We start from the raw sequence: 19318 nt of genomic DNA on the forward strand, positions 1-19318 counted from the left end.
TTCTTCATGAAGCCCGGCATCGGCCAGTTCGGGATTTTCATCCGCCCGCCCTTCCCGAGCAGGTAGAACCGGTCGTCGCTGACCTCGGTCGTGATCGGGGCGCCCCTGTCGCGCCAGTCGGGGATCAGCGCGTCGAGCCCGGCGGGATCGAGCACCGCGCCCGACAGGATATGCGCGCCGACCTCGGAGCCCTTCTCGAGCACGACGACCGAGAGATCCGGATCGAGCTGTTTCAGCCGGATCGCGGCGGCGAGACCGGCCGGGCCCGCCCCCACGATGACCACGTCGTATTCCATCGACTCGCGATCGACTGCGGTCATCTTTTCATCCTCCCGGCCATGGCAAAACGCTGCCCACGTGCCTAAACAGCGCCCGCCTCCGCGTCAATCGGAGGCCCGCGCCGCCGCTTGCGGAGGCGGATTTCGCCCCATATGCTGAGGTGAGGCGGCGCACAGCGCCGCGCGTCAGGCCGGAGCCACGGGCATCGGCCTGATTGTTTATTGCGGGGAGGCGCGCCGGAGAGCGCGACGAGGAGAATGAGGATGGAGAAGATTCCATTGACCGCGCGGGGCTTCGCGAAGCTCGACGCCGAATTGAAGAAGCTGAAGACGCGGGACCGGCCGGCGATCATCGCCGCCATCGCCGAGGCGCGCGAGCACGGCGACCTGAGCGAGAACGCCGAGTACCATTCCGCCCGCGAGCGGCAGAGCTTCATCGAGGGCCGGATCAAGGAACTCGAAGGCATCATCGCGCGCGGGGATGTGATCGACGTGAGCCGCCTCTCCGGCCCGGTCAAGTTCGGCGCCACCGTGGTGATCCTCGACGAGGATACCGACGAGGAGAAGACCTACCAGATCGTCGGCGAGGCGGAGGCCGATATCGAATCGGGTCTGCTCAACATGAAGTCGCCCCTCGCCCGCGCGCTGATCGGCAAGGAGGAAGGCGACAGCGTGGAGGTCCGCACCCCCGGCGGCCTGCGCTCCTACGAGATCCGCGCCGTCAGCTTCGCCTGACCCCCTGGCCGCGCGCGACGCCATGAGTTCGACCTCCGAACCGCGACCCACACGGGCGACCGGCGGGCTTCGGACGCTTCTCGCGAGCCGGCCCCGGCGCGTCGCGGCGCTGGCGGGCCTCGGCTGGGCCGTGATCGTCGCGGCCTACGCGCTCGGCTTTCTCGCCGTCGCGCCGGAGCGGCCGCGTGCAACCGTCGCGCTCGACCTCATGTTCTTCGCCGTCGCGCTGATCCTGCCGGCCGCGCTCGCCTGGATCGTCGCGCTGCTCGCGGAGGAACTGGCCGGGCTTCGCGCCTCGGTCGCGGCGCTTCGCGCGGCCATCGCGACGCTCGGCGCCGATCTCGCGACGACGCGCGCGGTGGTGGCCTCCGAAGGGCCGGTCTCGGCCGGCGACATCGGCCGGGCGCTCCGCGAGGCGCTGGCCGAGGGTCCGCGCGCGGAGGAAGCCGCGCGGCTCGCCCGCCTGCTCGAGGGACAGGAGGAAATCCGCCATGGCCTGCGCGGGCTGATCGAGCAGCGCGGCGCCACGCGCCTCGTCGAGCCGCCCGCGCCGGTCGCTCCCGCGCAGGCGCGCGCCCCGGCGGAGCCCGTCGCCGAGCCGGCCGCGCCGTCCGGGGAGGCGCCGGTCCCGGACTGGTCCGTGCTCGTGCGCGCGCTCGACTTTCCCCGCGACGCCGAGGATCGGGAGGGTTTCCGGGCGCTCAGGAGCGCGACGCGGCATCCCGGCCTCGCCCATGCGCTCCAGGCGGCGGAGGATCTGCTGACGCTTCTGGCCGAGAGCGGGGTCTACATGGACGATCTCGACGTCGCGCCGCCCCGGGCCGAGGTCTGGCGGCGCTATGTCGGGGGCGCGCGCGGGCCGGAAGTGGCGGCGGCCGCGGGCGTCACGGACGCCGAGGCGCTGGAGAAGACCAGGGCGCTGCTGGAGAGGGATCCGGTCTTCCGCGACACGGCGCAGCATTTCCTGCGCCGCTTCGACGCGGTGCTGGCGGAATTCGCGCCGGGCGCCGATGACGCGCAACTCATGGCGCTCGTCGACACGCGCTCGGCGCGGGCCTTCATGCTGCTTGCCCGGCTGCGGGGGCGGTTCGGCGGGAAGGAGGAAGCGTCAGACCGCGAGTTCCTGCCCGCGCCAGACGCGGCCGAGCAGGACGCAGACCCCGAGCCCGAGCGCTGACATGCCGAGGCCGATCCCGTAGGAGAGCCCGCCGAGCCTGGGATAGGCCCAGGCCGCGCCGGCGGTCGCGAGCGAGAGGATGAGCCCCGCCGCCATCGCCGCCGCCGCGCCCTGCGCCGCCGCGCCGAACCGGGCGGGGATCGCGCGGGTGATGAAGGCCATCGCGCCGAGATGGCCGGCCGCGAAGGTGAGCGCGTGCAGCCCCATCAGCGGCCAGAGCACCCAGCCGGTCGGATCGAACATCATCGCCGCCCAGCGCAGGATTCCTGCGAGCCCGGAGAGGCCGAGCGCGCGCACCGGCCCGAGGCGGCCCGCGACCGCGCCGCCGACCGTGATCATGAAGACGATCTCCGCGCCGACCCCCGCCGCCCAGAGCGCGCCGATCCGCGTCTCCGACAGGCCGAGGTCGGTCCAGTGGATCGTGCCGTAGGCGTAGAAGACCGCGTGACTCGCCTGGGTGAAGGAGAGCGCCGCGACGAAGACGCAGAAGACCGGGTTGGTCACCAGGGCCCGGATCTCGCCGATCCGGGGCGGGATCTGGCCCTGGACCCGGCGCCCGCCCGGATGGCGTGCCACGAGGAGCGCGGCGAGGAGGAAGCAGACCACCATCCACCAGAGCGCGACCTGGACCCCGAGGGCCGAGATGAGCGCCCCGACCGCGAGATTGGCGAACATGAAGCCGATCGAGCCGAGGCCGCGCGCCGGCGCGTAGTCGAATCCGTGAAAGCGGGAGGCGGCGGTCCCGAGCGCCTCGCCGATCGGGCCGATCGCGGCGAGGCAGGCGCCGGTCGCGAGCGTGCCGAGCAGCAGCACCGGCACCCGCGCGATCCAGAGGTGGCAGACCAGGATCGCCGCGCCGAACAGGCAGCAGACCGCGATCGTGTGCCGCCGCGCGTCGAGCCGGTCCGCCAGCGCCGGTATGATCAGCCCCGCGACCACGCGGATCCCGATGCCGAGCGAGGTGAAGAGCCCGACCTCGCCCGGCGAGAGCCCCCAATGGGCGAGCCAGAGCGGCCAGAACGGCATGTAGACGCCGCTCACCATGAAGAAGGACGCGTAGAAGGCCGCCGTGTGGCGGCCGGCGGCGGAACGGAGCGGCGAGGCCAAGGTGACTCCCCGGGGGAACGAGAGCGGCGGACAGGCACAGCCTTTTCACCGCCCGGGCTCTGGCGCAAGAGCGAGGCGCGCGGCTCTCAGCGGCGGCGGGGCAGGCCCAGCCGCGCGAGGATGAAATCCGCGATGGTCGCGATGTCGTCGAGGTCGAAGACCGGCCGGTCGAGCCCCGGCAGCGGCGCGTCGGAGGCGACCGCCTCGATCGTCGGATCCCCCGCCGCGATCAGATCCTGCGCGGTTTCCCGTCGCCGCGCCTCGATCTTCGGGTGCCGGTCGCGCTTGTAGCCCTCGACCAGCACCAGATCGACGGGATCGAGCCGGGCGAGCAGGTCCGGGAGCGGCGGCTCCCGGGCGGAACCGACCTCGGTCATCAGCGCCCAGCGCCGCGCCGAGGCGACGAGCACCTGGCCCGCGCCGGCCTCGCGGTGGCGGTGGCTGTCCTTGCCGGGCCGGTCGAGATCGAATCCGTGATGCGCGTGCTTGACCGTCGAGACGGTGAAGCCCCGCGCCACCAGTTCCGCGACCAGACGCTCGACGAGGGTGGTCTTGCCGGAATTCTTCCAGCCGGTAACGCCGTAGACCCTCACCGCCCGGCCTCCGCCTCGGCGAGATCGGCGCGGGTGTTGACGTTGTGAAACGCCGCCGGCCCGCGCCCCTCGAAGATCGCGCGCCCCGCGCCCTGCGACTCGGCGAAGCCGAGGACGCGCCGCTGGCCCGCCGCGAGGGCCGCGGCCAGCGTGTCGCGCAGGTCGGCGCGCCAGAGCGCGAAGGTCGGATGCGCCCGGAACCCCCCGCCCTCCTCCGGCGTGAGGGCGACCGCCACCGGCGCCGCGGCGGCGAAGGCGGCGACGCGGAGCGCGGTGACGAGATCCTCCGGAAAGACCGGCGTGTCGCCCGCGGCGGTCACGATCGCCTCGAACCCGTTCGCCGTCGCCCAGTCGAGCCCGGCCAGCACGCCCGCGAGCGGCCCCTGGAAATCGGGCACCGGATCGGGGAGCACCGGGCAGCCGAAATCCGCGAAACGCGCCGGGTCGCCATTGGCCGAGATCGCGAGCGCCGCGACCTGCGGGCCGAGGCGCGCGAGCGCGTGGGCGATCAGCGGCCGTCCGCCGAGTTCGGCCAGCATCTTGTCGGATCCGAAACGCGAGGATCGGCCGCCGGCCAGCACGACGCCGCCGACCGGACCGGCGGCCGAGATCGCATCATCAGGGAAATTCGTCACAGGCAAGGCATCCTCCCGCGCGGGAAACGATTGAAACGCGCGCGGCGGTCAGGATAGACGCGGGCGCGAACGGGGAACAGACGCGACCGCCTCCGCGCGGTCCGGCGATGCCTCCGGGAAAGGATGTTCGGCATGTCGCATCGGAACTGGTCGGCGTTCAGGCTCGGCCTGCGCGAGGGGCTCCCCTTCGTGCTGGTCATCATTCCCTTCGGCGCGCTCTTCGGGGTCGCGGCGACGGAGGCGGGCTGGAGCCTCGCGCAGTCGCTGTCGATGAGCATCTTCGTGATCGCCGGCGCCTCGCAATTCACCGCGCTGCAGCTTCTCGGCGACCACGCGCCGCTCGCGATCGTCATCCTGACCTCGCTCGCGGTGAACCTGCGCATGGCGATGTATTCGGCGAGCCTCGCACCGCTCCTCGGCGCGCAACCGTTCTGGAAGCGCGCGATCGTCGCCTATCTGCTGGTCGATCAGACCTACGGTCTCGTGATGGCCAACGAGGAGACGGGGCCGCGCATGACTCCGGCGGAGCGGATCGCCTATTTCCTCGGGACGGCGGCGGCGATCTGCCCCTGGTGGTACGCGGCCTCGATCTTCGGCGCGGTGGCGGGGACGGCGATCCCGGCGGCGCTCGCGCTCGACTTCGCGGTGCCGATCACCTTCATCGCGCTCTTCGCGCCCGCGCTGCGCAGCCTCCCGCATATCGCGGCCGCCTTCGTCTCCGTCGCCGCCGCGCTCGCCTTCGCCGCCGTCCCCTACAACCTCGGGCTGCTGATCGCCGCCGCCCTCGCGATGGTGACCGGCGCGCTGGTCGAGACGCTGCTGGAGCGCCGGCGCGCGGAGGCGGTCCGATGAGCATGGACGCGCGGATCTGGACCGTCATCGCGCTGCTCGGGATCGGCACCTATCTGATCCGGCTCTCGTTCCTCGGCATGATCGGGGACCGGGCGCTGCCGCTCTGGGCGACCCGGCTGCTGCGCTACGTGCCCGTCGCGGTGATGCCCGGCCTCGTCGCGCCGCTGGTGGTCTGGCCGCCCGCGACCGATGGCGCGCTCGACATGCCCCGCCTCCTCGCGGCGCTCGCCGCGCTTCTGGTCGGGGCCTGGAAGCGGAACGCGCTCTGGGCGATCGGCGCGGGCATGGCCGTGCTCTACGCCGGGCTCTTCGCCCAGAGCCTGCTCGGCTAGGCCGCGTCAGCCCTTCGACTGGATCGCGGCCACGTCGGACTGGAGGATGTCGCGGATCTCGGTCAGCAACTCCTCCTGCGTCGGCGCGGCCGGCGCGTCGGCGGGATCCGCCTCGCCCTTGCGGACCGCGAGCGTCTGGATCCTGTTCACCGCCTTCACGAGCAGGAAGACGACCCAGGCGATGATCAGGAAGTTGATGATCGCGGTGATGAAGGATCCGTAGCGGAAGGTCGCCGCGTGATCGCCCTCCCCGATCGCGAGTTGCAGGCTGTCGAAGTTGATCCCGCCGACGAAGAGGCCGATCAGCGGATTGATGAGGTCGTTGACGAGGCTGTTCACGATCGCGGTGAAGGCCGCGCCGATGATGATGCCGACCGCGAGGTCGATCACGTTGCCGCGGGCGATGAACTCGCGAAACTCCTTGAGCATTCCACTCTCCTCTACAAGGCCCACCGGACCGGACGCGATGAGGCGCGCGTCCGCTCCGGCCGGCCCGGGAGAGCGAGGCGCCGCTCAGCTCCGCAGGGTTCCCCCGGTGGCCTTGGTCACGCCCGCGATCACCTTCGCCGAGACTGCCTCGATTTCCGCCTCGGTCAAGGTCGCCCTGCTCGGTTCGAGCCGGACGGAGATCGCCATCGACTTCTTGCCCGGCCCCATCTGCGCCTCGGCCTTCGGCCCGGCGAAGATGTCGAAGACGGAGACCGCGGTGATCAGCGCCTTGTCCGCGCCGCGCGCCGCGCGCAGCACCGCCTCGGCCTCGACCTTCTCGTCGAGCACGAAGGCGAAGTCGCGCTCGACCGGCTGGAAGTCGGAGATCGCGAGGGCGGGCCGCGTCGCCGCGCGATTGCGCGGCATCGGCACCGCGGCGAGATTGACGGTGAAGGCGACCGCCGGCCCCTTCACGTCGAGCGCCTGGAGCACGCGCGGATGCAGTTCGCCGAAGACCGCGAGCACCGTCTTCGGCCCGAGCGTCAGCGCGGCGGAGCGGCCGGGATGGAACCAGCCGGGGGCGATGCGCTGGATCATCGGCGCCGCCGTGAGGCCGAGCGCGGCCAGCGCCGCCTCGGCGTCGGCGCGCGCGTCGTGAAGATCGACCGGCCTGCGGCTGCCGAGCGTGTCGCGCGGCGCGGTCTGGCCGACGCGGATCCCGCCGGCCATCGCCGCCTGGTCCTCGGGCTCGCCGCCCGCGAAGACCGCGCCGACCTCGAAGAGCGCGAGATCGGCGAAGCCGCGCGCCTGGTTGCGCGCCGCGGCCCGCAGCAGGCCCGGGATCAGATCGGGGCGCAGGTGGCTCATCTCCGAACTGATCGGATTCTCGAGCCGCACGGCCTCGCCGCCGCCGCCGAAGAGCTCCGCCGCCTCGCGGTCAATGAAGCTGTAGGTCACGCATTCGTTGTAGCCGAGCGCGGCGATCCGGCGGCGGACCTGGGTCTCGCGCCGCTGCGCGGGCGTCAGCACCGGTTTCGCGACGCCGGTCGGGCGCGGCAGGGGCTTGCCCTCGAGCCGGGTCAGCGAGGCGACGCGCGCCACCTCCTCGACCAGATCGGCCTCGCCCTGCACGTCGGGGCGCCAGGAGGGGACATCGGCCACGAGCTTCTCGCCCTCGTCGCGCGTGGAGAAGCCGAGCGCGTTCAGGATGCGTACCTGTTCCGCGCGGGGGATTTCCATGCCGACGAGGCTCACGACGCGCGCGGGATCGAGCGTGTAGCTCCGCGCGGTGTCCGGGATCGCGCCCCAGAGCGAGGTTTCCGACGGCTCGCCGCCGCAGATCTCCAGGATGAGCCTGGTCGCGAGCTCGGCGCCCGGCATCGTGAAGGCCGGATCGACGCCCCGGTCGAAGCGGTAGCGCGCATCCGAGTTGATCCGGAGCCGCCGGCCGGTCCGGGCCGTGCGGACCGGATCGAAATAAGCCGCCTCGACGAAGACGTCGGTCGTCGCCTCGGTGCATCCCGAACGCTCGCCGCCCATGATGCCGCCGATGCTCTCGACGCCCTTCTGGTCGGCGATCACCGTCTCGGACCCGTCGAAGGCGTAGGTCTTGCCGTCGAGCGCCAGCAGCGTCTCGCCGGGCTTCGCAAGCCGCACGGTCAGCGCCCCGCCATGGACCTTGCCCGCGTCGAAGACATGCAGCGGCCGCCCGCGGTCGAAGGTCACGTAGTTGGTGATGTCGACCAGCGCCGAGATGGGCCGGAGCCCGATCGCGCGCAGCCGGTCCTGCATCCAGCGCGGGCTCGGCCCGTTGCGCACACCGCGGATGAGCCGCCCGACGAAGAGCGGGCAGGCCTCGCTCGCGACGTCGGGGGCGAGATAGACGCCGATCGGGTTCGGGAAGGCGCCGGGCACCGGCTCGACCGCCGGCGTCTTCACCGTGCCGAGCCCGCGGGCCGCGAGATCGCGCGCGATGCCCGCGACGCCGAGCGCGTCGGGCCGGTTCGGCGTGATCGCGATCTCGATCACCGGATCGAAGCGCAGCACATCCGTCAGCTTCGCCCCCACCGGCGCCTCGGCCGGGAGTTCGAGAATGCCGTCATGCTCGTCGGAGAGCTTCATCTCGCGCTCCGACAGCATCATGCCGTGGCTTTCCACGCCCCGGATCTTGCCGACCTTGATCGTCAGGTCGAGGCCCGGGATGTAGTCGCCCGGCTTCGAGACCACGACCTTGATCCCCGCGCGGGCGTTCGGCGCGCCGCAGACGATCTGGGTCTCGCCGGCGGCGGTCGCCACCTTGCAGACGCGCAGCTTGTCGGCGTCGGGATGCGGCTCGGCCTCCAGCACCTCGCCCACCGTGAAGGCGGCGAGTTCCGCGCCGGGGTCGGTCACGCCCTCGACCTCGAGCCCGAGATCGGTCAGCGCGAAGGTGATCTCCTCGAGCGTCGCGGTCGTTTCGAGGTGATCCTTGAGCCAGGAGAGGGTGAACTTCATGCGACCAGATCCCGTCAGCGCGTTTGCGCGGCGGTTTAGGACATCGGGCGCCCAAGGGGAAGTGGGGGAACCATCGCGGGCGGGGGGCGGTTGGTCCCCGAAGGGAAAAGGAGAGATGCGATGGCTCCGACCGATACCAACACGAAGAAGGAGGCGAAGCGCCACGCGGGACCGCTGATCGGGCTGGCGATCCTCGTGGTGCTCGTGGTGCTCGGCTTCTTCTGGTGGATAGGCTACGCGGCGAAGGACCCGGCCGAGCGGCCCGCCCCGCCGCCCGAGACCTCCGCCGTCACCCCGCCCGAGACGCCGCCGGCCGTGCCGGACGCGGCGAGCAATTCCCCCGCCGCCCCCCCGCGCCAGACGCCGGACACCCCCGCCCCGGCCAATCCCTGACGGACGGGACCGGGGGCCGCCGCCGCGGCCCCCCGATCCGCGACGACCTCAGGCGGGCGCCGGTCCGGGAAAGGACATCCCGACCTCCGTCCCGACCGCGAGCACCCGCGCGATGTCGGGCGGCCCGTCGAGCGGGGCCGGAGCGCGGGTCTCGTCCGGCACCGCCCGCCCGAGTTCGGTGAAGAAGCGGACGTGCATCTCTCCGGGCGCGTTCACGATCAGGATCCGCGCGGGTTCCGGCCCGACGGCGGCGAAGGCATGGAGCGCGCCGTCGGGCACCACCACCTCGTCTCCCGCCGCGAGCCGGCGCGTCTCGCCGTCGAGCATGAAATCGACCGCGCCCGCGATCACGACGAAACTCTCCGATTCGCCCGCGTGGCGGTTCGGCGGCGCGCCGAGCCCCGCCGGCACCAGCGCGTCGACCACGCAGTACTTGCCCATCACCTCGTCGGGGAAGACGCGGAAACGCATCAGGATCCCCAGCGTCTCATAGGTCCGCGCGCGGTCCACCGCCCCGCCCGCCGCCGGCTTCCCCACTTCGGCCATCATCGTCATCGATTCCTCCTCTTGCATCGGCTTCATCGAGGTTTATAATACATGAGTCTCACGATAAGACAACAGTCTCATGATAGCGAAGGCGAGAATCTTCATGGATGCCGGAACCGTCTCCCGCGAGCGACTCGACCAGAAGCGCCGCACCCGCGCGGCGATCCTCGCCGGCGCGCGTGATCTCATGGAGCGGGGGGAGCCGGTGACGGTGGCCCAGGCGGCGAAGGTGGCGGGCGTCTCCAAGGCGACCGCCTATCGCTACTTCACCGATCCGGCGACGCTGACGGCCGAGGCGGGGCTCGCGGCGCGGGTCGCGACCTACGAGGAAATCGTCGCGGGGGCGGAGGGGCTGCGCGCGCGCCTGCTCGCCATCACGCTCTATTTCTTCGATTATCCCTGCGACAACGAGGTGGCCTTCCGCCAGTTCCTCGCGCGCTATCTCGATGCCTGGCTGGCGGACCGCAAGTCCGCGGACCGGGGCGCGCGCCGCGCCGTCATGTTCGAGCGCGCGCTGCGCGAGGATGGCAACGTGCCCCCGCCGGCATGGCCCGCGATCGTGAACGCGCTGACGCTGGTGACCGGCGCGGAGGCGATGATCACGCTCTTCGACATCGCCCATCTCGACCGGGCCGGGGCGCGGGCGACGGTGCGCGCCACGGCGGAGGCGCTGATCGAGCATCACCTCGGCGCCGCGCAGGCTGGCTGAGCGCCCGAAGCCGTCCGGGCCGCGTCAGTCGCCGGCCTCGTCCTCGCCGGTGACGCTGGCAAGGTCCAGGTCCAGGAGCGCCGTCATGCCGCGAGGAGTGATCTCGCGCGCGATGGAGCCGTCGAGCGCGCTCCGCATCGACGCCTCGCACATCCGGGTGCCGAATCCTCCCGGGCCGTCGGCGCTCCCGATGTCGAACGCGGCGCTCTCGTGCCAGCGGATCAGCAGCCGGTCGCTCCGGCGCGTGGCGGTCACGGTGAGGAGTCCGCGCTCCTGCCCGAATGCGCCGTATTTCACCGCGTTGGTGCAGAGTTCGTAGAAGACGAGGGCGAGCGGCGTGATCGCGGCGTGGCAGACGGGAACGTCCTCGCCCTCGAGTCGCGGCGCGGTCGCCCCGACGAAGGGCTTCATCACCACCTCGAGCATGGCCCAGAGCGTGGTGCCGTCGCGCGACGTATCCGCGGGATCCGGAATCGCCATGGACTGGATCGAGGACAGGGCGAGGAAGCGCCCGCGCAGCCGGTCCGCGAGTTCGCTCGCGGTGCCGGCGTCGCGGGCGCAGATGCCGACGAGGCCGCCCGCGACGGCGAAGCAGTTGCGGACGCGGTGCATCATCTCGGCGAGGATCGCATGCTGCCGTTCCGCCATCTCCTTCTGCGTGGAAATGTCGCGCGCGATCTTCGAGGCGCCGACGATGACGCCGGCGTCGTCGCGCACCGGCGAGACCGTCAGCGAGATCGGGACGAGGCTGCCGTTCTTGCGCCGCCGGACCGTCTCGAAATGACGGATGCGCTCGCCCCGGCGCAGGCGGGAGACGAACTCGACCTCCTCGTGCCGGAGGTTCTCCGGAATCAGGATGTCGATCGGCTGGCCGATGACCTCGCTCGCGGCATAGCCGAACAGGCCCTCGGCGCTCGGATTCCAGCTCCGGATCACGCCGTCGAGCGTCTTGGTGATGATCGCGTCGTCGGACCCCTCCACGATCGCGGCGAGGTGTTCCCGGACGTTCTCCTGTATCTGCACTGGGCAAACCCCTTCGCAATCCAATCCGCGGTCAAGAGTTTCCGGAGCCCAAGGTAGCCCAGCCGACGCGCCGGGAAAAGCCGCGAAGTCCTCGGCCTGTCTTCGGGCAACCCGAGCTTGCCGCTGCTGGCGAGGAAAACCTAACTTGAGCCCGAGAACTCGCGGGACGGCCCCGACGCGCCGCGAGACCGCCGCGCCGCCTGCCCGGGCCAGTCCTCAGCCGCCGATCCCGGCGCGCAGCGTCGGCACCTGGAGCGCGCCGAAGCCGTAATGCCGCAGCCAGCGCAGGTCGCTGTCGAAGAAGGCGCGCAGGTCGGGGATGCCGTATTTCAGCATCGCGATCCGGTCGATGCCCATGCCGAAGGCGAAGCCCTGCCATTCATCGGGATCGACGCCCGCGGCGCGCAGCACCTTCGGGTGCACCATGCCGGAGCCGAGGATCTCGAGCCAGTCGTCGCCCTCGCCGATCCGGAGCTGCCCGCCCGCCCAGGAGCAGCGGATGTCGACCTCCGCCGAGGGTTCGGTGAAGGGGAAGTGGCTGGCGCGGAACTTCAGTTCGACGTTGTCGACCTCGAAGAAGGCGCGGCAGAACTCCTCCAGCACCCACTTCAGGTTCGCCATCGACACGCCCTTGTCGATGCACAGGCCCTCGACCTGGTGGAACATCGGCGTATGCGTCTGGTCGTAGTCGGCGCGGTAGACCCGGCCGGGCGCGATGATCCGGCAGGGGGCGCCGAAACCCTCCATGTGCCGGATCTGCACCGGCGAGGTATGGGTCCGGAGCACATGCGGCGGCCGGTTGTCGCCTGTCGCGCGCGCCATGTAGAACGTGTCCATCTCGGCGCGCGCCGGATGGTGGTCGGGAATGTTGAGCGCGTCGAAATTGTACCAGTCGCTCTCGACCTGCGGTCCCTCCGCCACGGCGAAGCCGAGGTCGGCGAAGATCGCCGTGACCTCCTCCATTACCTGGCTGACCGGATGCAGCGTGCCGCGCGTCTCGGGCCGCGGCGGCAGCGTCACGTCCATCCATTCGGTGGCGAGCCGGGCTTCCAGCGCCGCCCCGGCGAGCCGGGCGCGGGCGTCCGCGATCGCCGCGTTCAGATCGTCCTTGAGCGCGTTCAGCGCCGGCCCCGCGCTCTGGCGCTCCTCGGGGCTCATCTGCCCGAGCGAGCGCATCAGCAGCGAGACCTCCCCTTTCTTGCCGAGCGCCGCGAGACGCGCTTCCTCGAGCGCGGCCTCGCTCCCGGCCGCCGCGATCCCGGTCAGGTACTTCTCGCGCAGGGCGGTGATCCCGTCCATCTCCAACCCTCTGGTTCCTTCGGAAACTGATGCGCCGACGCCTAGCGGGGGCGGGTCGCGATTGCAAGATCGCAGCGGGCGCGGCCGCCGCGCAACACCGGGCGGGGCTTGTTAACCATCCGCCGCGAGACCGCTTGCCGGGCGGCGCCGGCTACAATAATCGAGGTGCTTGTCGCGTCTCGGTGTGCCGGAATCGGTGGGGGTGGTGTCGCGGTGCGTGTAATGAGTTGTCTGTTTCTCGAGAGCACTTCCGCGGTTCCGGAAGTCGGCGCGTCCCATGCTGCTTGACGCGGGCGACGCCGACCGAACGGCCTTCGAACAGGTTTTCGACGTCTGCGTCGCCGGGGCGGGACCCGCGGGCATCACGCTCGCACGCCGTCTCGCGGCGCAGGGGTTCCGCGTCGCGCTGATGGAGGCGGGCGGGTTCGACTACGACCCCGTCTCGCAGGATATCTACGCGGGCGAATGCGGCGGGCACGACTACTTCCCGCTCGACGAATGCCGGCTGCGCTATTTCGGCGGCACGTCCGGCCATTGGGAGGGCAAGTGCCGCCCGCTCGAGACGCGGGACTTCCTTCCGAGCGGCTGCAACCCGATGAGCGGCTGGGCGATCCGGAAGGCCGACCTCGATCCCTATCTCGAAGCCGCGGCGCGGATCGTCGATCTCGACGATCCCGTGGTGCCGCCCGACATCCCGCTCGCGCAGGCCGAGGAGCGCTTCCGCCACGTGCAGTGGCACTACAGCCCGCCCACGCGGTTCGGGGAAAAGTATCGCGACGAGATCCTGGCCTCCGACCGGATCGCGCTCTGCCTCAATGCCAACCTCGTGGACCTGCGGCTTAGCGACGACCATTCCCGCGTCGTGGAGGCGCGGTTCCGGAACTACGACCCCGCCGATCCCGGCTTCGGCGTCCGGGCGCGGTCCTTCGCGATCTGCCTCGGCGGGATCGAGAACGCGCGCATGCTGCTGAACTTCCGCTCGCAGCGGCCGGAGGGGATCGGCAACGCGCGGGGGCTGGTGGGCCGCTACTTCTCCGATCACCCGACGGTCTTCACCGCCGACATGCTGCTGACCGAGGCCTGGCCGTTCGAACAGCAGGTCTTCGCGCCGACGGAGGAATTGCTGGAGAAGGCCAACGTCTCGAACTTCGGCGTCTTCGTCGAGCCACAGCGGCGCGAGACGCCGCTGTCGCTGCCCCGGGCGCTGAAGGCGACGGCCGAATGCCTCACGCCCGGCGTCACGGCGCTGGTCCACCGGCTGCGCGGCTTCCGCCCGCGCTGCGGCTGGGGCGGGCTCGAGGAATTCTCGCTGACCCACGATCCGCTGAACAACCCCTGGGCGCGCGTCGCCGTCTCGGTCGAGCAGCGGCTGAACGCGGAGAGCAGGATCCACCTGACGGACGCGACCGACCAGTTCGGCCTGCGGCGCCCCCGGATCTGCTGGAACCTCAAGGATCAGGATTACGAGACCTTCCGCGCGGCGATCACCGCCTTCGGAACCCATGTCGCGGAGCAGAACATCGGCCGGCTGCGGGTGCGGCCCTGGCTCCTCGCGGAGCAGCCGTCGCTGCCCTGCATCGGGGATGGCAACGGCCAGGTCGCCGGGCGCCACCACATGGGCACGACGCGGATGTGCTCGAGCCCCCGTACCGGCGTCGTCGATGCCAACTGCCGCGTGCACGAGGTCGAGAACCTCTTCGTCGGCGGCTCCAGCGTCTTCTCGACGGGCGGTTTCACCAAGCCGACCTTCACCATCGTCCAGCTCGCGCTGCGCCTCGGCGATCACATGGGCGAAGTGCTGCGCGCCGCCTGAGCCGGCGGCCCCGGAAGGCGCCCCGGAAAGGGCGCCTCCCGCGTGATCAGGCGCTCGCGGCGTCGAGCGCGGCGATCTCCCCGGCGCCGAGCCCGAGCGCCGCCGCCTTCGCGAAGCTCTCGACCTGCGCGACGCCGGTCGCGCTCGCGATCGGCGCGGTGACGCCCTCGCGCGCCATCAGCCAGGCCAGCGCCACCTCCGCCGGTTTCGCGCCATGCCCCGCCGCGACCTCGTCCAGCGCGTCGAGGATCGCGCGGCCGCGCGGCGTCAGGTACTTCTCGACCGCGCCGCCGCGCTGCGACTTCCCGAGATCGGCCTCGGAGCGGTACTTCCCGCTCAGGAAGCCCGAGGCGAGGCTGAAATAGGTGACGACGCCGAGCCCCTCCGCGACGCAGAGATCGCGCAGCGCGCCGTCGAAGGCGCCCCGGTCGTAGAGATTGTATTCCGGCTGCAGCGCCTGATAGGCGGGCAGCCCCTCGTCCCGCGCCACGCGCAGCGACTCGCCCAGTTGGGCGGCGTCGACGTTCGAAACCCCGATCGCCTTCACCTTGCCCGCCTTCATGAGCTTGTCGAAGGCGCCGAGCGTCTCGGCGTAGCCCGTGCCGAGCGGATCGGGCCAATGCGCGAAATAGAGGTCGATCGCCTCGATCCCGAGCCGCGCCAGCGAACGCTCGACCGCCGCGAGGATATATCCCTCGGTCAGGCCGCCCGCGTGCGGCCCGCCGGTGACCGAGCCGACCTTGGTGAAGATCCTCACCCGCTCGCGCATCCCCGGCCGCGCCCTGAGCCAGTTCCCGATGATCGTCTCGGATTCACCGCCCTGGTTGCCCGGCGCCCAGGCGGAATAGCAGTCCGCCGTGTCGATGGTGTCGAATCCCTGATCCACGAAGGCGTCGAGCACCTCGAAGCTCTTCTTCTCGTCGATCGTCCAGCCGAACACGTTGCCGCCGAGGACGAGCGGCGCGATGTCGAGGCCGGTCTGGCCCAGCGGTCGCTTTTCCATTGCTTCTTCCTTTCCGTCAGTCCGCCGGGGACTCCGCCCCCGGCCCATCCGATTTCGCATCTCCGCGCCGCGCGACGCGCGCGCCCGCTTCCGCGTGAAGCCTCGCGCTGTCGATCACCCCGACGAGCGCGACCAGCGCGACGAGGAGGAAGGCGATGCGAAACGGCATCGCCGGATCCCCGCCCCCGGCCAGCGCCTCACCCGCCCGCCAGGCGACCGCGCCGAGCGCGACGCCGAGGCCCATCGCAAGCTGGAACACGGTCGAGAACAGCGTGTTCGCGCTGGTCATGTCCCGGTCCGGGACATCGGCGAAGGCGATCGTGTTGAGCGCGGTGAACTGCATCGACCGCGTCATGCCCCCGAGAAACAGCAGGGCGCAGGCGAGGGCGAGCGGCATTCCGGCCGAGAAGCCGGCGATCGCGGCGATGAGCCCGGCATTCAGCAGGCCGTTGACCACCAGCACCGGACGGAAGCCGAAGCGCCGGATCACCGGCGTCGTCATCGGCTTCATCGCGAGATTGCCGGCGAAGACCGCCATCAGCATCAGCCCGGCCGCGAGCGGATCGAAGCCGAAGCCGATCTGGAACAGGAGCGGCAGCAGGAAGGGCACCGCGCTCACCCCCATCCGGAACAGCGACCCGCCCCAGATCGTCACCGCGAAGCTCGGCAGCCGGAGCGCCGAGAGATCGAACACCGGATGCGCCGCGCGCCCGATGTGGCGCGTGCCCCAGAGAAGCAGGCCGAGGCCAAGCGCGGCCGCGGCGAGGATCCGCGCCCAGTCCGGTCCGGGCCGGGACAGCATCTCGGCGACCAGCATCAGGCAGAAGAGCGCGCCGCCCATCGAGAGGAAACCCGGCCAGTCGAAGCGGCTCGCACGGTTCGCACCGCCCGCCGGCACGATCATCGGCGTGAGCGCCAGCGCGACGAGGCCGAGCGGCAGGTTGAGATAGAAGATCCACCGCCAGTCGCCATGCTCGACGAGCAGCCCGCCAAGCGGCGGCCCCAGCACCGGCGCGACCAGCGCGGGCCAAGTCAGCGTCGCGATCGCCGCGATCAGCCGCTCCTTCGGTGTGGCGCGCAGCACGACGAGGCGCCCGACCGGCACCATCAGCGCGCCGCCGATCCCCTGCAGGATCCGGCTTGCCACGAAGACCGGCAGCGACCCTGCGAGCCCGCAGAGAAGCGAGGCGAGGGTGAAGAGCGTGATCGCGAAGCCGAGGACGGGCCGCGCGCCGAAACGCTCCGCCGCCCAGCCGCTGATCGGGATGAAGGCGCCGACCGTCAGCATGTAGGCCGAGACGCCGGTGTTGAGATCGACCGGCCGCGCGGCGAAGCTCTCCGCCATGGCCGGGATCGCCGGTGTGATCACGGTCGCGTCGAGATTCTCCATGAAGAACGTGCCCGCCACGAGCAGGGCGAGGGCGAGCCCGCCGTCCGCCGCCCGCGCGCCCGTCCCGGAAGGCGAGGCCGTGTCCGTCATGCGCCTCTCCCCTTTTCGAGACCGTCGCCACGCGCGCCGCGGCCACGGCGGCGGCCTCTCGCGCTCCGGATGATTTACTCTTCGCGAAGCGAAGGATAATGCATCGCATCGTCAAACCACCTTTCGAGCGGATCGAACGATGGACCAGCTCGGCCTGCTCCGCCTCTACGCCGCGATCGCCGATCACGACAGCCTTTCGGCCGTCGCGCGCACGCTCGCGGTCTCGCCCTCCACCGTGACGCTCGGCCTGCGGCGGCTCGAGGAGCGGGTGGGGGCGCGGCTGCTCACGCGCACGACGCGGCGGCTCTCCTTCACGCCGGAGGGAGAACGCTTCCTCGCCGACTGCCGCCGCATCCTCGGCGACCTCGAGGAGGCGATGGAGGCCGTGGCGGACCGCGGGCCCCTGCGGGGCGAGATCCGGGTGACCGCGACCAACGATTTCGGCCGCACCCGGCTCACGCCGCTGGTCGACGCGTTCATGGCCCGCCATCCGGGCGTGCGGATCGGGATCCTTCTCAGCGATTCCGTCGTCGATCTCGCCGAGGAAGGCCACGACATCGCGCTGCGCGTCGGGAACCTGCCCGATTCGCGACTGACCGCGCGGCTTCTCGTGCGCGGCACGCGGCGGGTCTGCGCCGCGCCGGCCTATTGGGACCGGCACGGGCGGCCCCGCCATCCGCGCGACCTCGTCCGGCACAACTGCCTGGTGCTGAGGCGCCCCGGCGCGCCGAAGGCGACCTGGAGCTTCCGCGAGGACGGCCGCGACTTCGGCGTGCGCGTCGATGGCGACCGCGCCGCGAACGACGGCGGCGCGCTCCGAAGCTGGGCGATGACGGGCGCCGGCGTGGTGCTGAAATCGAGCTTCGACGTGGAGGAGGACATCGCCGCGGCGCGGCTGGAGGCGGTTCTCGACGCCTACGCGGTGCCGGAGGTGAATCTCTACGCGGTCCACCCCGCCGGCCGCCGCGCCTCCCGCCGGGTCGCGGCCTTCATCGACCATCTGGCCGGGGCGCTCTGACCCCGTCTCGCCAGCGCCGGCATCGCCGGGCTATACTCCCGGCAGGAACGCCAACCCTGGCCGCGACGCGAGGAGGGCCGCGCATGTCCGCCGAGGCAGCCGATCATCACGTCGTCATCGTCGGCGCGGGTTTCGCGGGGCTGAAGCTCGCACACGATCTGAGGGGGGCGCCGGTCCGGATCACGATCATCGACCAGCGCAACCACCACCTGTTCCAGCCGCTGCTCTACCAGGTCGCGACGACGCTGCTCGCCACCTCCGAGATCGCCTGGCCGATCCGGCGGCTGTTCAGGAACCGGCGCGACGTGACGACGCTGCTGGGCCAGGTCCAGGGCGTCGACCGCGCGGCGCGCGAGGTTCTGCTTCGCGACGGGCACCGCGTGGGCTACGACACGCTCGTGCTCGCGACGGGCGCGCGGCACGCCTATTTCGGCCATGATGAATGGGAGCCCTCGGCCCCGGGGCTGAAGACGCTCGAGGATGCGACGACGATCCGGCGCCGGCTGCTCCTCGCCTTCGAACAGGCGGAGAAGGAGGACGATCCGGAAGCGAGGCGGGCGCTGATGACCTTCTGCGTGATCGGCGGCGGGCCGACGGGGGTCGAGCTCACCGGCATCATCGCGGAACTGGCGCACAAGACGCTCCCCCGCGAATTCCGCCGGATCGACACGCGCGAGACGAGGGTGATCCTGATCGAGGCGGGGCCCCGCCCGCTGCCGGTCTTTCCCCCGCGGCTCTCGGACTACGCGGCGCGGGCGTTGACCCGGCTCGGCGCGGAGGTGCGCCTCGGCCAGCCGGTGACGGACGTGAGCGACGCGGGCGTGCGGATCGGCGAGGCCTTCCTGCCCGCGCGCACGGTGATCTGGGCCGCGGGCGTGCAGGCCTCGCGCGCCGCGCGCTGGCTCGACGTTCCCGCCGACCGCGCGGGCCGGGTTCTCGTCGGACCCGATCTGACCGTGCCGGGCATGCCGGAGATCTTCGTGATCGGCGACACCGCCCATGTCGAGGTCGACGGCGCGCCCGTCCCGGGCGTCGCGCCGGCGGCGAAGCAGCAGGGCGCCCATGCCGCCAGGGTCATCCGCGCCCGCCTGTCGGGCCGCGCCGCGCCCGGTCCCTTCGCCTATCGCCACCTCGGCAACCTCGCCACCGTCGGACGCAGCGCGGCGGTGATCGACTTCGGCCGGTTCCAGCTGACCGGCTGGCTCGCCTGGTGGATCTGGGGCTTCGCCCACATCTATTTCCTGATCGGCGCGCGCAGCCGGCTCGCGGTCGCGATCAGCTGGCTATGGTCCTTCATCAGCGGCCAGAACAGCGCGCGGCTCATCACCCAGAAGGAAACCCTGCGCGCCGAGGCCGCCGACCACGATCCCCCGCCCCAGGACCGCGCGCACGCGCCCTGATCC

General features: G+C 71.5%; 20 protein-coding genes. 9 read left to right on the top strand and 11 right to left on the bottom strand.

Going from position 1 to position 19318, the window contains the following annotated elements; translation table 11 throughout:
* Positions 1-320: NAD(P)/FAD-dependent oxidoreductase (locus FJM51_RS14570; protein ID WP_140454873.1), on the bottom strand; the 320-nt coding region annotated here is incomplete at its 3' end.
* Positions 321-542: 222 nt separating this feature from the next.
* On the opposite strand from FJM51_RS14570, the gene greA reads away from it, so the two are divergent.
* Together greA and FJM51_RS14580 are read left to right on the top strand one after the other, a co-directional pair.
* On the top strand, positions 543-1013 hold the full coding sequence (greA, locus tag FJM51_RS14575) for a transcription elongation factor GreA (protein WP_140454874.1): 471 nt from the start codon (positions 543-545) through the stop codon (positions 1011-1013).
* 22 nt (positions 1014-1035) lie between these two features.
* Positions 1036-2190: a gluzincin family metallopeptidase gene (locus tag FJM51_RS14580; RefSeq protein ID WP_140454875.1), complete on the top strand. Its 1155-nt coding sequence runs from the start codon at positions 1036-1038 to the stop codon at positions 2188-2190.
* On the opposite strand, the gene FJM51_RS14585 is transcribed toward FJM51_RS14580, so the two are convergent.
* The 3 genes from FJM51_RS14585 to mobA all read right to left on the bottom strand — a co-directional run bounded on the left by FJM51_RS14585 (position 2122) and on the right by mobA (position 4525).
* Positions 2122-3297, bottom strand: a complete 1176-nt coding sequence (locus FJM51_RS14585) for an MFS transporter (RefSeq protein ID WP_140454876.1) — start codon at positions 3295-3297, stop codon at positions 2122-2124. The genes FJM51_RS14580 and FJM51_RS14585 overlap by 69 nt on opposite strands.
* A gap of 86 nt (positions 3298-3383) precedes the next feature.
* Entirely contained in the window at positions 3384-3890 is a 507-nt protein-coding gene (gene mobB / locus FJM51_RS14590) for a molybdopterin-guanine dinucleotide biosynthesis protein B (RefSeq protein ID WP_140454877.1), read from the bottom strand.
* Positions 3887-4525, bottom strand: a complete 639-nt coding sequence (gene mobA / locus FJM51_RS14595; protein ID WP_306419442.1) for a molybdenum cofactor guanylyltransferase MobA — start codon at positions 4523-4525, stop codon at positions 3887-3889. The genes mobB and mobA overlap by 4 nt, the downstream gene beginning before the upstream one ends.
* Positions 4526-4657: 132 nt before the next feature.
* Here mobA and FJM51_RS14600 point away from each other — a divergent pair, with 132 nt between their 5' ends.
* Together FJM51_RS14600 and FJM51_RS14605 are read left to right on the top strand one after the other, a co-directional pair.
* Positions 4658-5377: an AzlC family ABC transporter permease gene (locus tag FJM51_RS14600; RefSeq protein WP_140454878.1), complete on the top strand. Its 720-nt coding sequence runs from the start codon at positions 4658-4660 to the stop codon at positions 5375-5377.
* On the top strand, positions 5374-5709 hold the full coding sequence (locus tag FJM51_RS14605) for an AzlD domain-containing protein (RefSeq protein ID WP_140454879.1): 336 nt from the start codon (positions 5374-5376) through the stop codon (positions 5707-5709). The genes FJM51_RS14600 and FJM51_RS14605 overlap by 4 nt, the downstream gene beginning before the upstream one ends.
* Before the next feature lie 6 nt (positions 5710-5715).
* On the opposite strand, the gene mscL is transcribed toward FJM51_RS14605, so the two are convergent.
* On the bottom strand, positions 5716-6138 hold the full coding sequence (gene mscL / locus FJM51_RS14610) for a large-conductance mechanosensitive channel protein MscL (RefSeq protein WP_140454880.1): 423 nt from the start codon (positions 6136-6138) through the stop codon (positions 5716-5718).
* An 84-nt stretch (positions 6139-6222) separates the two neighbouring features.
* Positions 6223-8631: a phenylalanine--tRNA ligase subunit beta gene (gene pheT, locus FJM51_RS14615; protein WP_140454881.1), complete on the bottom strand. Its 2409-nt coding sequence runs from the start codon at positions 8629-8631 to the stop codon at positions 6223-6225.
* Positions 8632-8751: 120 nt separating this feature from the next.
* On the opposite strand from pheT, the gene FJM51_RS14620 reads away from it, so the two are divergent.
* Entirely contained in the window at positions 8752-9024 is a 273-nt protein-coding gene (locus FJM51_RS14620; protein WP_140454882.1) for a hypothetical protein, read from the top strand.
* 48 nt (positions 9025-9072) lie between these two features.
* Here the strand turns inward: FJM51_RS14620 and FJM51_RS14625 are convergent, their stop codons facing one another.
* Complete coding sequence (locus tag FJM51_RS14625; RefSeq protein WP_233713134.1) at positions 9073-9579, bottom strand: cupin domain-containing protein; 507 nt, start codon at positions 9577-9579, stop codon at positions 9073-9075.
* Positions 9580-9673: 94 nt separating this feature from the next.
* Here FJM51_RS14625 and FJM51_RS14630 point away from each other — a divergent pair, with 94 nt between their 5' ends.
* On the top strand, positions 9674-10279 hold the full coding sequence (locus tag FJM51_RS14630) for a TetR/AcrR family transcriptional regulator (protein WP_181164566.1): 606 nt from the start codon (positions 9674-9676) through the stop codon (positions 10277-10279).
* 24 nt (positions 10280-10303) lie between these two features.
* On the opposite strand, the gene FJM51_RS14635 is transcribed toward FJM51_RS14630, so the two are convergent.
* Positions 10304-11302 (bottom strand): PAS domain-containing HWE histidine kinase family protein, encoded by a 999-nt coding sequence (locus FJM51_RS14635; protein WP_140454884.1) that lies wholly within the window; start codon positions 11300-11302, stop codon positions 10304-10306.
* Positions 11303-11518: 216 nt separating this feature from the next.
* Positions 11519-12601: a phenylalanine--tRNA ligase subunit alpha gene (gene pheS / locus FJM51_RS14640; protein WP_438502759.1), complete on the bottom strand. Its 1083-nt coding sequence runs from the start codon at positions 12599-12601 to the stop codon at positions 11519-11521.
* Between the two features lie 277 nt (positions 12602-12878).
* Between pheS and FJM51_RS14645 the strand changes: the two genes are divergently transcribed.
* Positions 12879-14414, top strand: coding sequence for a GMC oxidoreductase (locus FJM51_RS14645; protein ID WP_140454885.1), 1536 nt, complete (start codon positions 12879-12881; stop codon positions 14412-14414).
* Positions 14415-14460: 46 nt separating this feature from the next.
* Here FJM51_RS14645 and FJM51_RS14650 read toward each other — a convergent pair whose 3' ends face one another.
* Positions 14461-15417, bottom strand: a complete 957-nt coding sequence (locus FJM51_RS14650; protein ID WP_140454886.1) for an aldo/keto reductase — start codon at positions 15415-15417, stop codon at positions 14461-14463.
* Positions 15418-15433: 16 nt separating this feature from the next.
* On the bottom strand, positions 15434-16897 hold the full coding sequence (locus tag FJM51_RS14655; RefSeq protein WP_140454887.1) for an MFS transporter: 1464 nt from the start codon (positions 16895-16897) through the stop codon (positions 15434-15436).
* A 139-nt stretch (positions 16898-17036) separates the two neighbouring features.
* Here FJM51_RS14655 and FJM51_RS14660 point away from each other — a divergent pair, with 139 nt between their 5' ends.
* Complete coding sequence (locus tag FJM51_RS14660; protein ID WP_140454888.1) at positions 17037-17915, top strand: LysR family transcriptional regulator; 879 nt, start codon at positions 17037-17039, stop codon at positions 17913-17915.
* Positions 17916-17998: 83 nt separating this feature from the next.
* Complete coding sequence (locus FJM51_RS14665) at positions 17999-19315, top strand: NAD(P)/FAD-dependent oxidoreductase (protein ID WP_140454889.1); 1317 nt, start codon at positions 17999-18001, stop codon at positions 19313-19315.
* Positions 19316-19318: the final 3 nt, after the last annotated feature.

This window comes from Amaricoccus solimangrovi (genome assembly GCF_006385685.1).
GTDB lineage: Bacteria > Pseudomonadota > Alphaproteobacteria > Rhodobacterales > Rhodobacteraceae > Amaricoccus > Amaricoccus solimangrovi.

Bases quoted from the DNA above. Each gene is read 5' to 3' on its own strand.
- mscL (WP_140454880.1), bottom strand. From the start codon at position 6,138: ATGCTCAAGGAGTTTCGCGAGTTCATCGCCCGCGGCAACGTGATCGAC.
- pheS (WP_438502759.1), bottom strand. From the start codon at position 12,601: ATGGACGGGATCACCGCCCTGCGCGAGAAGTACCTGACCGGGATCGCG.
- FJM51_RS14605 (WP_140454879.1), top strand. From the start codon at position 5,374: ATGAGCATGGACGCGCGGATCTGGACCGTCATCGCGCTGCTCGGGATC.
- FJM51_RS14665 (WP_140454889.1), top strand. From the start codon at position 17,999: ATGTCCGCCGAGGCAGCCGATCATCACGTCGTCATCGTCGGCGCGGGT.
- FJM51_RS14650 (WP_140454886.1), bottom strand. From the start codon at position 15,417: ATGGAAAAGCGACCGCTGGGCCAGACCGGCCTCGACATCGCGCCGCTC.
- pheT (WP_140454881.1), bottom strand. From the start codon at position 8,631: ATGAAGTTCACCCTCTCCTGGCTCAAGGATCACCTCGAAACGACCGCG.
- FJM51_RS14645 (WP_140454885.1), top strand. From the start codon at position 12,879: ATGCTGCTTGACGCGGGCGACGCCGACCGAACGGCCTTCGAACAGGTT.
- FJM51_RS14580 (WP_140454875.1), top strand. From the start codon at position 1,036: ATGAGTTCGACCTCCGAACCGCGACCCACACGGGCGACCGGCGGGCTT.
- FJM51_RS14600 (WP_140454878.1), top strand. From the start codon at position 4,658: ATGTCGCATCGGAACTGGTCGGCGTTCAGGCTCGGCCTGCGCGAGGGG.
- FJM51_RS14655 (WP_140454887.1), bottom strand. From the start codon at position 16,897: ATGACGGACACGGCCTCGCCTTCCGGGACGGGCGCGCGGGCGGCGGAC.
- greA (WP_140454874.1), top strand. From the start codon at position 543: ATGGAGAAGATTCCATTGACCGCGCGGGGCTTCGCGAAGCTCGACGCC.
- FJM51_RS14630 (WP_181164566.1), top strand. From the start codon at position 9,674: ATGGATGCCGGAACCGTCTCCCGCGAGCGACTCGACCAGAAGCGCCGC.
- FJM51_RS14620 (WP_140454882.1), top strand. From the start codon at position 8,752: ATGGCTCCGACCGATACCAACACGAAGAAGGAGGCGAAGCGCCACGCG.
- FJM51_RS14625 (WP_233713134.1), bottom strand. From the start codon at position 9,579: ATGACGATGATGGCCGAAGTGGGGAAGCCGGCGGCGGGCGGGGCGGTG.
- FJM51_RS14660 (WP_140454888.1), top strand. From the start codon at position 17,037: ATGGACCAGCTCGGCCTGCTCCGCCTCTACGCCGCGATCGCCGATCAC.